The following is a 14885-nucleotide window of genomic DNA, read 5'->3' on the forward strand; positions in this document are numbered from 1 at the left end:
AGCCAACGCCATGTCGACCTTCCGCCTCACTTCCGCTCTCCTGGCCGCGCTCGCCGCCGTGCCGACGATCGCCGCCGCCTCCGAAGCCCCGGGCGAGCCGAGCCGGACCGCGCCTGCGGCCGCCGTGCACTGGCGCGCCGCCGGCTATCCCGCCGCGGACGTGGCGCGCATGGCCTACGGCGAGATGCCGGCCAGGCGCCTGCTCGACCTGCAGCGCAAGAACGCCGCTCCCGGCCTGAAGGCGACCCAGATCGGCATCGCCCGCGACGCCGTGCAGGAAGGCGCGCAGTCGCACCTGCCAGCGCTGAAGTGGGTGCCGGTCGCCGGCGGCTGGGTCGCCCGCGCCGAAGTGCGCTCGATGGACGCGATGGGCCTGCGCGTGGGCCTGGACGTGAGCGGCCTGGCCGACCGCGTCGAGATGCGCTTCGCCGGCTCGGCGCGCCCGAACGACGTGGTCGCGGTCATGACCGGCGCCGAAGCCAAGCGCCTGCCCGGCACCGACGGCCGCTTCTGGACGCCCGGCACCGACGGCGAGACCCAGATCATCGAACTGTTCCGGCCCAAGGGTGTGCCCGCGTTCGCAGCGCGCATCGACGCCCCGGTGCTGTCGCACCTCGTGGCGGACAGCCGCAACAGCTTCAAGCTGGTCGAGAAGATCGGCGAATCCGGCAGCTGCAACGTCGACGTGATCTGCCGCGTCGGCGAGCTCGGCCAGAACTACGTCAACGCCAAGAACGCGGTCGCGCGCATGGTGTTCGTGCTCAGCGGCAGCAGCTACCTGTGCACGGGCACGCTGCTGGCGGACACGGTGCCGGTGACGCAGGTGCCGTACTTCCTCAGCGCCAACCACTGCTTTTCCAGCAATACCAACGTGCCGCCGGTGCCCTCGCAGATGCAGACGGTGGCCAACACGCTGAACACCTACTGGAACTACGAGACCACCGGCTGCGGCAACTTCACCTCGACCGCGGTCACCCAGCTCACCGGCGGCGCCACGTACCTGTTCTCGGACCACAACACCGACGGCATGTTCATCCGCCTCAACAACGCGCCGCCGGCGACCGCGTACTTCGCGGGCTGGAACGCGGCGCCCATCGCCGACGCCACCGCGGTGTTCGCGATCCACCATCCGCACGGCGACTCGAAGAAGGTCTCGTCGGGCCAGGTGATCAGCAAGGACGCCGACAACATCGAGATCGCGTGGCTCAACGGCACCACCGAAGGCGGCAGCAGCGGCTCGGGCCTGTTCACCACCGGACCGAACGGGTACGTGGTGCGCGGCGGCCTGTACGGCGGCTTCGCCGATTGCTCCAACAGCGGCTCGACCTCGAACACCCAGAACCGCGACTACTACTCGCGCCTCGACGTGTACTTCCCGAACATCAAGACCTGGCTGGAACCGCAGCCGGCCGTGCTCAACGGCAGCGCGCCGCGGCATCACACCCGCCCCGGCACCGCCACCGTGCCGTCGGCGCAGGCCGCGCAGGCGCAGCCGACGACCACGACGACGGCCGCGCCGCGCGGTGCGCGGCTGGTGCCGGTGGTGCGCGAAGGCGCCGGCCGCAAGTGACGGCCCGTCGCTGACGCCGCGGGCGTGACGGCCGATCCGCGCGGGTGAGCGCCGGACCCCGTCCCCTCGGGCTCTGGTCCGCGATCGCGCTGGTCGCGGGCAACATGATCGGCAGCGGGGTCTTCCTGCTGCCTGCTTCGCTGGCGCCGTACGGTGCGCTCAGCCTGTACGGCTGGGCGATCACGCTGTGCGGCGCGCTGCTGCTCGCGCTCACCTTCTCGCGCCTGGCCGCACGCGGCGCGCAGGCGGGCGGGCCCTACGCCTACGCGCGCGAGGCCTTCGGCGACACCATCGGCTTCGCGATCGCGTGGAGCTACTGGATCTCGATCTGGTGCGCGAACGCGGCCATCGCGGTCGCCTTCGCCGGCAGCCTCGGCGCGCTGTTCCCGGCGCTGGTGGCGACGCCCGCGCGCGGCGCGGCGCTCGCGCTCGCGGCACTGTGGGTGTGCGCGGCGATCAACCTCGCCGGCGTGCGCGAAGCCGGGCGCGCGCAGGTGCTGACCACGATCCTCAAGCTGCTGCCGCTGCTGCTGTTCGGCGGCATCGCGATCTGGTGGCTGGATCCGTCGAAGTTCGCCGATCCCGCCCAGGCCATCGCCGCAGCCGCGAAGGCCGGCGCACCGGCGTCGACCTTCGGCGCGGTGCACGCGACCGTCGCGCTCGCGCTGTGGGCGTTCCTCGGGCTGGAGGCGGCGACCATTCCCGCCGGCGCCATCCACGACGCCGAACGCACGATTCCCCGCGCCACGCTGATCGGCACGCTGCTGGCCGGCGTCGCCACCCTGCTCGCCTGCACCGCGGTGCTCGGCCTGCTGCCGCCCGACGCCGCCATGGCCTCCAACGCACCGATGGCCGATGCCGCGCGGGTGCTGTGGGGCCCGGCGGCGGGCATGGGGATCGCGGTGGTCGCGGCGATCTCCTGCCTCGGCGCACTCAACGGCTGGGTGCTGCTGTCGGCGCAGTTGCCGATGGCCGCCGCCGAGGACGGCCTGTTCCCGCGCGCGTTCGCCACGCTGGACGCGCGCGGCACGCCGCGCTTCGGCATCTGGGTCGGCACCGTGCTCGCGAGCCTGCTGGTGGTCGCGAAGTACACCGGGCCGCTCGGCGAGGTCTACACGTTCTCGATCCTGCTCTCGACCGCCGCGACGTTGCTGCCGTACGTCTTCAGCAGCGCGGCCTGGCTGCGACTGGGTCGTCACGGTCGCGTGGTCGCCGCGCTGGCGCTGCTCTACAGCGTCTACGCCCTGATCGGCACCGGCAGCGAAGCGCTGGCCTGGGGCGCAGTGCTCGTGTTCGCTGGCCTGCCGCTGCATGCATGGCGGCGCATGCGTCCGAGGCATTAACGCTACGCGAACGCAAATTTCATCCGCTTTGTACATCGCGTCGCGGCGGATCCGGTGCGATGTCGCATTTCCGCATCGAGGATTTCGTTTTCATCGGTGCTTAAGACTGCCCTAATGCGGTCTTCATCCAATCGTCGCCAAGCATCCGAAAAGGCGACGCGATGTCCGCTCAGGCGCAGTCCTCTCCATCGACCACGACGTTTCCGCAGTGGCCACTGCGCGTGCGCGCGCTGCACTGGATCATCTTCCTCGCGGTCGCGGTCGCGGTGTGCGCGATCCTCGGCCGCGAGTGGATCGAGGACAGCGACGGCAAGGCGCTGATGCGCATCCACACGCAGGCCGGCGTGCTGGTGCTGCTGCTCGCTGCCTTCCGCATCCTCTCGCGCCTCGGCGCACGCGCGCCCGACACCCACGACCGCCGATCGCCGCCGGGGCGTGCGGCCGCGCTGCTGCATCTCTTCCTGTATGCGGTCCTGCTCGCGCTGCCGCTGCTCGGCTGGGCCTACTTCAACGCACGCGGCAAGCCGGTCATCTTCTTCGGCCTCGAACTGCCGCGCCTGCTCGGTCGCGATCGCGATCTCGCCGAAACCCTCGAATCGCTGCACACCACGCTGGGCTGGGTGCTGCTGGCGATCATCGCCGTGCATGCGCTCGGCGCGCTCTGGCACCACTTCGGCACGAAGGACGACGTGCTGCGCTCGATGCTCTTGCGGAAGACGGCGCCGTCGCCCGTCCCCGATTCCCTTCCCCCTGCTCCCCACGTCGACGAGGTGAACGAATGATCCGAACGCAATCCACAGCGCGCTTCATGCGCAGGCTGTGCGCATGGCTGCTGCCGCTGGCGGCGCTGTACGCCACCGACGCGCTGGCCGTGCCCAGTTACTCGCGCCAGACCGGCCAGGAATGCGCGGCCTGCCACGTCGGCGCCTTCGGCCCGGCACTCACGCCCTACGGCATGCGCTTCAAGCTCGGCGGTTATACCGATTCCGACGGCCAGGGCCGCAAGGTGCCGGTGTCGGCGATGGTGGTCGGTTCGGTCACGCATACCGCGACCGAGGACGACAGCGGCAAGCTCACGCACGCCGACCTCACCGAGGCCTCGGTGTTCCTCGCCGGCAAGATCACCGACCACATCGGCAGCTTCACCCAGGTCACCTACGACGGTCTGGAGCACAAGACCGCGCTCGACCTGCTCGACGTGCGCTACGCCACCACCAAACAGGTGCACGGCAAGGACACGATCTTCGGCGTGTCGATCAACAACGCGCCCACGCTCACCGACCCGCTGAACACGCTGCCGGCGTGGGGCTATCCCTACGTGTCGGCGCCGCGCGGCGCGGGTGCCGGCGGTGCGGAATTCACCGGCATCGGCGGTCTCGAAGGCACCGTGATCGGCGCTTCCGGCTACGCGCTGTGGAACGACCACCTCTACACCGAACTCGGCACCTACCGTTCGCTCTCGCCCAGCGCGCTCTCGCGCATCGGCGTGGGCCGCGACAGTTCGCCCGGCATCCTCCACGACTCCAACTACTGGCGCGTGGCGTGGCTCGGCGATGCCAAGCACGCCGGCTGGTCGGTCGGCATGTTCGGCAACAACGGTTCGCTCGAAAACCGCGAGGACGGCACGTCCGCCGCACGCTTCCACGACTTCGGCGTCGACGGCAGCTACCAGTTCCTCGGCACCCGCGAGCACGTGGTGACCGTCAACGGCAGCTACCTGCGCGAACGCGACAGCGTCGCGCACGACCGCGTCTCCGAAGGCAAGCTCAACGCGTCCTACCACTTCCGCAACACCTGGGGCGGCAGCGTCGGCCTGTTCAACGCCAGCTCGAACAGCGGTGCCAACGACAACAGCGGCTACATCCTGCAGGCCGACTGGACGCCGTGGGGCAAGGAAGATTCGTGGAAGGCACCGTGGGCCAACGTCCGCCTCGGCCTGCAGTACGTCGGTTTCAACAAGGTGCATGACGAAGCCGGCTTCAGCGAGAAGGCCAGCGACAGCAACTCCCTCCACTTCTTCGTCTGGACGGCATTCTGACCATGCACATCACCACTCCGCTCCTCCTGGCCGGCGCGCTCTGCGCGCTCGGCCTCGGCCTCGCGGCGCCTGCGCGCGCCGCCGCGGTCGGCCGCGCCGATGCCGGCAGCGACGTCTACGACTCCGAATGCGCCGACTGCCACAGCCTGCGCCCCGGCAAGAACAAGAAGGGCCCGACGCTCGCTGCGGTGAGCGGACGCACCGCCGGCACGGTGCCGGGCTACAAGTATTCCGACGCGCTTGCGCACAGCGGCATCGTGTGGACGCCGGAGAAGCTCGCCGCCTACATCGCCGCGCCGAAGAAGGTCGTGCCCGGCGGCAAGATGAAATACGACGACGGTGGCGACCTCACCGCCCAGGACATCGCCGACCTGCTCTCGTTCCTCAAGACCGCGCGCTGAGATCGGCAACGCCCGCTCGCTCCGGTGACGCGGCTCGGCTCCGGGATCCATTCCGGATCCGGGCCGCCCACCGGGGCGTTTTCATGTCGGGGCGCGTTCGACGTCCGATCGCCTCGCCCGCGAGGATCACAGCGCCGGCGGCGACGACGCCACCGGCTCGCCGTCCGGCGGCATCCGCGTCCGCGTGACTTCCCACCACCAGAAACCGAAACCGATCGCGGTGGCCGTCGCCGAGCCCAGCGCGAGGTGCATCGGATGCGGGCTCAGCATCGGCGAGAACAGGCCCGCGACCGTCGCCTGCAGGATCAGGCTGGTGAACGCCTGCAGCGACGATGCCGCACCGCGCTGCCGCGGATACATGTCGAGGATCGCGAGGGTGAGGATCGGGAACACCAGCGAGATGCCGAGGGCATTGATCGCCATCGGCAGCACGGCCCACGGCAGCGACGGCTGCGGCGCCCACAGGTTGTAGGCGATGTTCAGCACGCCGGCGACGCCGCAGACCGCGAAGCCGTAGCCGGCCAGACGGGTCCCGCTGATCCGTCCCGCCGCACGTCCGGACAGGAACGAGCCCGAGACCATGCCGGCGATGGTCGGCACGAAGAACCAGCCGAACTGGTCCTCGCCCAGCCGCAGGTGCTGCAGCACGAACGTGGGCGCCGACGCGATGTAGAGGAACAGGCCCGCGAAATTGAAGCCGCCGGCGGCAGCGAAGCGCTGGAACCGCGAATTGAGCAGGATGTAGGCGTGGTTGCGCAGCAGCGCCTTCGGCTTCGGGCGCAGCCGCGCCTCCGGCGGATGGGTCTCGTGCAGGAACGCCCACGTCCCGGCCAGCATCGCCAGCGCGAACAGCACCAGAAACCAGAAGATCGCCGGCCAGCGCGACCAGCCCAGGATCCAGCCGCCGAGCACCGGCGCCGCGGCCGGGGCGATGCCGAAGATCATCGACACCTGGCTCATCAGCTTCTGCGCGACCTGGCCCTGGAACAGATCGCGGATCACCGCCCGGCCCACGATCATGCCGGCACCTGCGCACATCCCCTGCAGCGCCCGGAACGCGAGCAGCATCGGCAGGCTGGTGGACAGCGCGCAGCCGGCGGAGGCCACCGCGAACACCGCCAGCCCGCCGAGGATGACCCGGCGCCGGCCGATGGCGTCCGACAGCGGCCCGTGGACCAGGCTCATCAGCGCGTAGGCGAACAGGTAGACGCTGATCGTCTGCTGCATCGCGACGGCATCGACGCCGAACTGGCGGCCGATCTGCAGGAACGCCGGGAACACGGTGTCGATCGAGAACGGCCCGATCATCGCCAGCCCGCCGAGGATCACGGCAAGGCGCTTGCGGGACGGCGGGGGCGTCGTGGCGGACATGGGGGGCACGGGGACACGGCACGAGGCGAGGAGCCGGCCATGGTACGCGGCCCGTCCGGGGACGTCCGTCGCCACGGCCGGATGAACGTCGGACGGACCGTCATGCCTGCGGCTATAATCGCCGCACACGGTGGGAGAAGCGGCCCGATCCTCGTCCGGTCCGCTGCCGAAGGCGCAATTCGCCCGGAATCGCTCAGGCCTGATACCGCCGTCCGAACTGCACTCTGGAGAGATCGGCCGCCCTGCGACACCGGGCCGCGCCGGCGCCGAAGGGGCAAGAGCACGTCACGGGAGCGCACCTCCCCCCGCTTCCCGCGGATCGTGTCTCGAAACTCTCAGGCAGAAGGACAGAGGGGCGAGCAGGGCTTTCGAGCAGCGTTGCTGCGAGCCTGCGAGCGCCCGACGGCCGCGAGGCCGGCGGGCTGGAACGCTCGCAGCGTCCTCGCAGCCTGGCTGCCGGCCCGCGCGCTTGTCGGCCATGGCCGACCGGCATGGATCGCCCTCCCTTCCGCCTGACCGACGACCCCTCATGTCCCCGACGCAGAACGCCCGCGCCACGCTGCGCGACCTCGAACACCATTCCGCCTTCATCGAACGCCACATCGGCCCGAACGACGCCGAGATCGCGCACATGCTGCGCATCGTCGGCCACGACTCGCTGGAGGCGATGACCGATGCCATCGTCCCGGCCAGCATCAAGTCGGCCGCGCCGCTGGCGCTGCCGGAGGCGATCACCGAGGTCGAGGCGCTGGCGAAGATCCGCGTCCTCGCCGACCGCAACCAGGTGTTCCGCAGCTTCATCGGCCAGGGCTACCACGGCACCCACACGCCGAACGTCATCCTGCGCAACATCCTCGAGAACCCCGCGTGGTACACGGCCTACACGCCGTACCAGGCCGAGATCTCGCAGGGCCGCATGGAAGCGCTGATCAACTTCCAGCAGATGTGCATGGATCTCACCGGCATGGAGATCGCGAACGCCTCGCTGCTGGACGAAGGCACCGCCGCCGCCGAGGCGATGACGCTCGCCAGGCGTTCGTCGAAGTCGAAGTCCGACACGTTCCTGGTGTTCGGCGACTGCCACCCGCAGACCCTCGAAGTGCTGCGCACCCGCGCCGAGCCGCTGGGCATCGCGATCGAGATGGCCAACTCCGCCGACGAATGGCAGGCGGCGATGGACAAGGGCGATTTCTTCGGCGTGCTGATCCAGTACCCGGCTTCCAGCGGCTGGCTGGCCGACTGGAGCGAAGCCTGCGACGCGATCCATGCGCGCGGTGCGCTCGCCGTGTTCGCCACCGACCTGCTCGCGCTGACGCTGCTCAAGCCGCCGGGTGAAATGGGCGCGGACATCGTGATCGGCAACAGCCAGCGCTTCGGCGTGCCGTTCGGTTTCGGAGGCCCGCACGCGGCGTTCATGGCCTGCCGCGATGCGTACAAGCGCCTGATGCCGGGCCGCCTGATCGGCGTGTCCGTCGATGCCGAAGGCAAGCCGGCGTATCGCCTCACCCTGCAGACCCGCGAACAGCACATCCGCCGCGAGAAGGCGACCTCCAACATCTGCACCGCGCAGGTGCTGCTGGCGGTGATGGCCTCGATGTACGCGGTCTACCACGGCCCCGACGGCCTGACGCGCATCGCCAACCGCGTGCATCGCCTCGCCAGCATCCTCAAGGCGGGCCTCGTGCAGTTGGGGTACAGCCACCCCCATCACGACAGCGCCTTCGACACGCTGTCGCTGAAGACCGGCGACCGCACCGACGCGCTGATCGCGCGCGCCGCGTCGATGGGCGTCAACCTGCGCAAGGCGTGGGGCGAATTCATCTGCATCTCGCTGGACGAAACCACCACGCGCGCCGACATCGCACTGCTGTGGCGCATCTTCGGCGGCGACGATGCGCAGCTCCCGGACGTCGACGCGCTGGACGCGACCGCGCCGTCGCTGATCCCGGATGCACTCCGCCGCACCTCGGCGTTCCTCACACACCCGGTGTTCAACACCCACCACAGCGAGCACGAACTGCTGCGCTACATGCGCGCGCTGGCCGACAAGGACCTGGCGATGGATCGCACGATGATCCCGCTGGGCAGCTGCACCATGAAGCTCAACGCCACCGCGGAGATGATCCCGGTGACGTGGCCGGAATTCGCCAACATCCATCCGTTCGCGCCCGCCGACCAGGCGCAGGGCTATCGCGAGCTGATCGAAGGCCTGGAGGCGATGCTGGTCGAATGCACCGGCTACGACGCGGTCAGCCTGCAGCCGAACTCCGGCGCGCAGGGCGAATACGCCGGCCTGCTCGCGATCCGCGCCTACCACCGCGCCCGCGGCGAAGGCCATCGCGACATCTGCCTGATCCCCGACTCCGCGCACGGCACCAACCCGGCCTCGGCGCACCTGTGCGGCATGACCGTGGTCGTCACCAAGACCGACGCCAACGGCAACGTCGACGTCGAGGACATCCGCCGCAACGCGGAGAAGTACGGCGACCGCCTCGCCGCGCTGATGGTCACCTACCCGTCCACGCACGGCGTGTTCGAGGAGGACATCGTCGAGATCTGCGAGATCGTGCATCGCCACGGCGGCCAGGTGTACACCGACGGCGCGAACATGAATGCGCTGGTCGGCGTCGCCAAGCCCGGCAAGTGGGGCTCGGACGTCTCGCACCTCAACCTGCACAAGACCTTCTGCATCCCGCACGGCGGCGGCGGCCCGGGCGTCGGTCCGTGCGCGGTGAAGTCGCACCTCGCGCCGTTCCTGCCGCGCGCGTTCGGCGGCGAAGGCGACGTCGGCATGGTGTCGGCGGCGACGTTCGGTTCGGCCTCGATCCTGCCGATCAGCTGGATGTACGTCACGCTGATGGGCGCGGCCGGCCTGCGCAAGGCCACGCAGGTGGCGCTGCTCAACGCGAACTACATCGCGAAGCGGCTCGCCCCGCACTACAAGACGCTGTACACCGGCCGCAATGGCCTCGTCGCGCATGAGTGCATCCTCGACCTGCGCCCGCTGAAGGACGCCACCGGCATCTCCGCCGAGGACGTCGCCAAGCGCCTGATCGACTTCGGCTTCCACGCGCCGACGCTGAGCTTCCCGGTCGCCGGCACGCTGATGGTGGAGCCGACCGAGTCGGAATCGCAGCACGAACTCGACCGCTTCATCGACGCGATGATCCAGATCCGCGAGGAAATCCGCGCGGTCGAGGACGGCCGCCTCGATCGCGAGGACAACCCGCTGCGCAACGCGCCGCACACCGCGACCATGGCCTCCGCCAGCGAGTGGACCCACGCCTATCCGCGCGAGCTGGCCGTGTTCCCGCTGGCCACGCTGCGGCAGCAGAAGTACTGGCCGCCGGTGGCGCGCGTGGACAACGTCTACGGCGACAAGAACGTCATGTGCGCCTGCATCCCGGTGGACGCCTACCGCGAGGACGCGGAGGCCTGAGCCCCGCCCGGCGCGGACCACCGCGCCGGGACCGCCCCGACACGTGTCCCGGCAGGCGGCCGTACCGTCGCCTGCCGCGGGATCGCATGCCCCGGCGCATGCAAGCGCTTGATTCGTCGCACCCGCCCCGGGCCGCCAGCCCTCGCCGGGGCGGCGCACACGATCATGACCATCGTGTTTCCGCCAACCTGCTAGATTAGGCGACGGCGATCACGCACCGACCCGGGGGAAGGGCCGGATGCCGCCGGCCCCGCGCCGGCCGTGACCGCGACCCCATCCGCATCCAGATTCCCAGGGAGGGATCAGCATGTCCGCACGCGCACTGCCTCGCGTCGATCTCCTGTGTGCCGCACTCCTCGTCGCGCTGGCCTTGCCGGCCCGCGCCCAGGACGCCGCGCCCGCCGACGACACCGGCGACGGGATGAAGACGATCGACCGCATCTCGGTCACCGGTTCGCGCATCAAGCGCGCCCAGGTCGAGGAGGCGCTGCCCGTCACCGTGTACAGCCGCGAGAAGATCGACGAGCGCGGCATCACGTCGGCGGAACAGTTGCTGATGACGCTCAACATCGCCGGCAACGGCTCCGACAACCTCGCCAGCAACGCCGGCATCGTCAGCGAGGAGCAGCGCGGCAACAACGGCGTGTCCGGCGCCAACCTGCGCGGCCAGGGCGCCGACGCCACGCTGGTTCTGCTCAACGGGCGGCGCGTGGCGACCCACGGCCTGAAGGGCCGCGCGGTGGACCTCAACTCGATTCCGTTCGCGGCGATCGAGCGCGTCGAAGTACTGCGCGACGGTGCGTCGGCGATCTACGGCACCGACGCCATCGGCGGCGTGATCAACTTCATCACCAAGCGCGACTACCAGGGCATCCAGACGTCGACCTTCGTCGACATCACCGAGGGTGGCGGCGGCAACATCTATCGCAGCAGCCTGCTGTTCGGCAGCGGCGACGTGGACAAGGACGGCTGGAACGCCTTCGGCACGATCGGCTTCAAGCGCAACACCATCCTGCGCGGCCACGATCGCGACTTCGTCGACACCTTCCAGCCCGAGCGCGGCCTGTCGCCGGACACCCGCGGCACGCCGTTCGCCACGGTCTTCAGCCTCGGCAGCAGCGGCACCGGCGCCAGCAGCCTGCTGCGCAACGGCGTGCTGGATCCGGCCGGCGGCACCACCCGCATGACCGCGGTGAACATCTACAACCTGCCCGGCGCCGAAGGCTGCGAGGCCGCGGGTCCGGACATGGGCCCCTACGGCTATCGGCTGTGGAACTCGCCCGGCTCGAAGTACGCCTGCGCCTGGGACTACGCGGCCGCGGCGGTGATCCAGCAGCCGCAGGACAGCGTGGACTTCATCGGCCGCGCGACCTACCGCTTCGGCGGCTCGCACGACGCCTACGTCGAGCTGACCGCGTCCAAGGTCGACGTCACCAAGACCTTCGAGCCCAACCAGATCTCGTCGAGCACCTCGACCGCGGCCACCGCGCTGGGCCCGAGCACCTGGTATCCGCTCAATCCCACCACGCAGGACACCTACAACCGCGTCTACAACGCGCTCGCCGGCTACTTCGGCGCCGGCCAGCTCAACTACGGCGCGCCGATCGCCTACCGCTGGCGCTGCCTGCCCTGCGGCCCGCGCCAGATCGAGACCACGACCAAGTCCTACCGCTTGCTCGCCGGCATCGAAGGCATCATCGGCGGCGACGGCATGTTCGGCGGCTGGAGCTACGACGCCGGCCTCAGCCGCGCCAGCAACCAGTCCGAGTCCACGCTGGGCTCCGGCTTCCACTACACCGACGCGCTGAAGCAGATCCTCGGCAGCGGCCTCATCAACCCGTTCCTGGCCCCGGGCCAGAGCCAGTCGCCGGCCGCGATGGCCGCGCTGCAGGCGGCCTCGGCGCGCGGAGTGAAGCTGTACGGCGGCGAATCGGTGGTGACCACGCTGGACGGCTCGATCTCCGGCGACCTCGGCTTCTGGCGCCTGCCCGGCGGCCCGATCGCGATGGCGACCGGCGTCGACCTGCGCCGCGAGGAGTTCCATTTCGACGGCGACCAGCGCACCAACAAGCGCGCGGTGTTCAACGCGCCGTTCGACGACGCGAACGCGCTGGGCAACGTGCATCGCGACATCGCCGCGGCGTACGTCGAATTCCAGCTGCCGATCACCGAGCGCTTCGACGTGAACCTCGCCGGCCGCTACGACCACTACAGCGGCTTCGGCGGCACCACCAACCCGAAGGTGTCGTTCAGGTACCGCCCGTTCGACTCGCTGCTGTTCCGCGGCGCGTACAGCACCGGCTTCAAGGTGCCGAGCTTCAACCAGTTGTTCAACGGCGTGAGCGAAGTGCAGTACACCGGCCAGGACCTGGCCGATCCGCGCACCTGCCCCGGCGGCGTCGCCAAGCCGACCGTGCCGGGCTGCGAGGTCATCCGCCCGGTCGAGATCTTCGGCGGCAAGGCCACGCTCGATCCCGAGGAATCCACGCAGAAGAGCATCGGCGTGGTGTATTCGCCGATGTCGCAGCTCAACATCGCGCTGGACTGGTGGGAGATCGAGCGCACCAACACCATCCGCGCCGCGCCGCGCGACGTGCTGATCCAGTACTACGACCTGTTCGAGGACAACTGGATCCGCGACAGCACCGGCGAGGTGGTGGCGATCGACCGCCGCTACATCAACTCCGGCGGCAGCCTGATGCGCGGTTTGGAGCTGGACGCCAACCTCAGCGGCGAACTGGCCGGCGGCCGCTGGAACGTCAACCTCAACGGCAGCTACATCCAGGACTTCCAGACGAAGGCGCTCGAATCGCTGCCGTACTCGGCCAACCTCGTCGGCCGTTACGTGCGCTACTTCAACCTGCCGATCCGCTGGAAGCACACGCTCAACGTGAGCTACACCCGCGGCGCGTGGTCGCACAGCCTCACCCAGAGCCACCGCGACGGCTACTACGACGAGTTGCCGGCGAGCGTGGCCAACGGCAGCTACATCCCGGTGGACTGGCGTCCGCAGGTGGACGGCTACACCACCTACGACTACAGCGTGAGCTGGACCGGCGTGCACAACCTCAAGCTCGGCTTCGGCATCAAGAACCTGCTCGACCAGGACCCGCCGTTCACCGACCACATGAACGACTTCGCCGCCGGCGCCGCGTGGGAACCGCGCATCGCCGATCCGCGCGGTCGCGCCTACACGCTGATGGTCGAATACACGTTCCGCTGACGGACGCGGGCCTCGCGCCCGCGCGCCGCTTCAACCTGCATCGAAACACGGGCCCCGCATGCGGGGCCCGTGTTTTTCATCGGACCGGCATCATTCGGTCGGCACGCCCGGATCGAAATCGAAGCCGTTGCCGATGTCGGCCAGGCACGGCATCGGCTTCGCCGCCAGTCGCAGCGTGCGCGTCTTCGTCGGCGTGTCCGACTCCATGTTGCCGAGTTCGACCGTCGCGCGGCGTGCGGGATAGTTCGCGCTGATCGTGGTCATCTCGCCGCTGGCGCGGTGCATCTCCGTGCGGTCGTAGCCGATCAGCCGGAAGCAGCCGTCCTGCTGGCGGAAGGTGAACGTCGTGCCGCTGGTGTACCACGTGCCCGCACTGGCCCACGCATGCAGGTTCACCGAGAACGCACCGCGCTGCACGCTGACGGCGCCGTCGCCGTCGAGGTAGTCGTCCATCACCGGATTGTCCGGTCGCGGCACCAGTGCGTGGTCTTCGGCCGCGAGCCGATAGCCGCCGGCATCCGCGAGCAGCACCGCGAGCATCCGCGGATTGGTGTCGAATTCGTCGGGGCCCATGCCGTCGTTGTGGATCACGTTCGCGGCGTCGTGCATGCGCAGCACGATGACGAGGTCGTCGCGACCGTCCTTGTCGAGATCGCCGGCGGCGCGCATCTCGATCGCCCAGCCCGCGGGCACGAAGGCATCGGCCGTGGCGCCGCGCGCCGGCAGCGCCGGGTACGTCACTTCCGGCGGATCGCCCTCCTCCGCCGACACCGTGGCGCAGCAGGCGACGAGCAGCGATGCGGCGAGCGCGCGCATCGCGGGCAACGGCATGGACATCGGACGACACTCCCCGGCTTCGATCCGGGCGATTGTGTCACGTCCGCCAGAGCAGCATCTGGTTGTTCGCGGGCATCGCGACGACCTCCGCCGCGCGGAAGCCCGCCGCCTGCGCGAGCGCATCGACCGCCTCGCGATCGCGGATGCCCGAACGCGGATCGCGCGCCTTCAGCCAGCCGTCGAAGTCGCGGTTGCTGTCGCTGGTGAAGGTGCCGCCGACGTTGAACGGCCCGTACACCGCGACGATCGCGTCGGCCTCGCACGCGTCACGCAGCCCGGCGAAGAAGCCCTCGACCTCCGGCCAGCCCATGATGTGCAGCGTGTTCGCGCTGAACACCGCGTCGAAGCGGCCCGGCGGCAGCGGCGCGAAGCCCGGCGGCTCGGCCGACGCCTGCAACACGAACGGCGGCGGCGTGTTCGGCAACTGCGCCTCGGCCAGCCACTGTCCGATGCCGGAAAGATTCGCCTCGGCATCCGAGCACTGCCATGTCAGCCACGGCATCGCCGCGGCGAAATGCACCGCGTGCTGCCCGGTGCCGCTGCCGATCTCCAGCGCCCGCCGGCGCCCGGCGAACGCCGTGCGCAGCACGTCGAGGATGGGGTCGCGGTTGCGTTCGCAGCTGGGGGAGAAGGGTTTCGGCGGCATCAGGCGATCCGTCGATG

Annotated in this window: 10 protein-coding genes and 1 riboswitch; of the genes, 7 read left to right on the forward strand and 3 right to left on the reverse strand. The window is 69.8% G+C overall.

Annotated elements, in window-relative coordinates; genetic code table 11:
• The first annotated feature begins 10 nt into the window (after positions 1 to 10).
• The 5 genes from ACT53Q_RS11275 (at position 11) to ACT53Q_RS11295 (ending at position 5352) form a co-directional block, all read left to right on the forward strand.
• Positions 11 to 1570 carry a trypsin-like serine peptidase gene (locus ACT53Q_RS11275; RefSeq protein ID WP_476186736.1) on the forward strand — a complete coding sequence of 520 codons (1560 nt, stop codon included), beginning with the start codon at positions 11 to 13 and terminating at the stop codon, positions 1568 to 1570.
• A 44-nt stretch (positions 1571 to 1614) separates the two neighbouring features.
• Positions 1615 to 2913, forward strand: coding sequence for an amino acid permease (locus ACT53Q_RS11280; RefSeq protein WP_476186737.1), 1299 nt, complete (start codon positions 1615 to 1617; stop codon positions 2911 to 2913).
• Positions 2914 to 3074: 161 nt separating this feature from the next.
• Positions 3075 to 3695, forward strand: coding sequence for a cytochrome b (locus ACT53Q_RS11285; protein ID WP_476186738.1), 621 nt, complete (start codon positions 3075 to 3077; stop codon positions 3693 to 3695).
• Entirely contained in the window at positions 3692 to 4951 is a 1260-nt protein-coding gene (locus tag ACT53Q_RS11290; protein ID WP_476186739.1) for a hypothetical protein, read from the forward strand. The genes ACT53Q_RS11285 and ACT53Q_RS11290 overlap by 4 nt, the downstream gene beginning before the upstream one ends.
• Before the next feature lie 2 nt (positions 4952 to 4953).
• Positions 4954 to 5352, forward strand: a complete 399-nt coding sequence (locus tag ACT53Q_RS11295) for a c-type cytochrome (protein ID WP_476186740.1) — start codon at positions 4954 to 4956, stop codon at positions 5350 to 5352.
• A 126-nt stretch (positions 5353 to 5478) separates the two neighbouring features.
• Here the strand turns inward: ACT53Q_RS11295 and ACT53Q_RS11300 are convergent, their stop codons facing one another.
• Positions 5479 to 6723, reverse strand: a complete 1245-nt coding sequence (locus tag ACT53Q_RS11300; RefSeq protein ID WP_476186741.1) for a multidrug effflux MFS transporter — start codon at positions 6721 to 6723, stop codon at positions 5479 to 5481.
• Positions 6724 to 6937: 214 nt separating this feature from the next.
• Positions 6938 to 7084, forward strand: a riboswitch (glycine riboswitch).
• Between the two features lie 168 nt (positions 7085 to 7252).
• On the opposite strand from ACT53Q_RS11300, the gene gcvP reads away from it, so the two are divergent.
• Together gcvP and ACT53Q_RS11310 are read left to right on the forward strand one after the other, a co-directional pair.
• Positions 7253 to 10162, forward strand: a complete 2910-nt coding sequence (gene gcvP, locus ACT53Q_RS11305) for an aminomethyl-transferring glycine dehydrogenase (protein ID WP_476186742.1) — start codon at positions 7253 to 7255, stop codon at positions 10160 to 10162.
• Positions 10163 to 10469: 307 nt separating this feature from the next.
• A complete protein-coding gene (locus ACT53Q_RS11310) occupies positions 10470 to 13385 on the forward strand; it encodes a TonB-dependent receptor domain-containing protein (RefSeq protein WP_476186743.1) in 2916 nt (971 codons plus the stop codon).
• Between the two features lie 90 nt (positions 13386 to 13475).
• On the opposite strand, the gene ACT53Q_RS11315 is transcribed toward ACT53Q_RS11310, so the two are convergent.
• Both ACT53Q_RS11315 and ACT53Q_RS11320 read right to left on the reverse strand, forming a co-directional pair.
• Positions 13476 to 14222, reverse strand: coding sequence for a hypothetical protein (locus ACT53Q_RS11315; RefSeq protein ID WP_476186744.1), 747 nt, complete (start codon positions 14220 to 14222; stop codon positions 13476 to 13478).
• Between the two features lie 37 nt (positions 14223 to 14259).
• The gene (locus ACT53Q_RS11320) at positions 14260 to 14868 is read right to left on the reverse strand and encodes a DUF938 domain-containing protein (protein ID WP_476186745.1); all 609 of its coding nucleotides are present in this window, start codon (positions 14866 to 14868) and stop codon (positions 14260 to 14262) included.
• Between the last annotated feature and the right edge of the window lie 17 nt (positions 14869 to 14885).

It is taken from the genome of Lysobacter sp. DMC97 (assembly GCF_056313745.1).

Excerpts from the sequence above, each read along its gene's own strand:
- ACT53Q_RS11275 (WP_476186736.1), top strand. The coding sequence starts at position 11 with ATGTCGACCTTCCGCCTCACTTCCGCTCTCCTGGCCGCGCTCGCCGCC.
- ACT53Q_RS11285 (WP_476186738.1), top strand. The coding sequence starts at position 3,075 with ATGTCCGCTCAGGCGCAGTCCTCTCCATCGACCACGACGTTTCCGCAG.
- ACT53Q_RS11290 (WP_476186739.1), top strand. The coding sequence starts at position 3,692 with ATGATCCGAACGCAATCCACAGCGCGCTTCATGCGCAGGCTGTGCGCA.
- ACT53Q_RS11295 (WP_476186740.1), top strand. The coding sequence starts at position 4,954 with ATGCACATCACCACTCCGCTCCTCCTGGCCGGCGCGCTCTGCGCGCTC.
- ACT53Q_RS11300 (WP_476186741.1), bottom strand. The coding sequence starts at position 6,723 with ATGTCCGCCACGACGCCCCCGCCGTCCCGCAAGCGCCTTGCCGTGATC.
- gcvP (WP_476186742.1), top strand. The coding sequence starts at position 7,253 with ATGTCCCCGACGCAGAACGCCCGCGCCACGCTGCGCGACCTCGAACAC.
- ACT53Q_RS11310 (WP_476186743.1), top strand. The coding sequence starts at position 10,470 with ATGTCCGCACGCGCACTGCCTCGCGTCGATCTCCTGTGTGCCGCACTC.
- ACT53Q_RS11315 (WP_476186744.1), bottom strand. The coding sequence starts at position 14,222 with ATGTCCATGCCGTTGCCCGCGATGCGCGCGCTCGCCGCATCGCTGCTC.
- ACT53Q_RS11320 (WP_476186745.1), bottom strand. The coding sequence starts at position 14,868 with ATGCCGCCGAAACCCTTCTCCCCCAGCTGCGAACGCAACCGCGACCCC.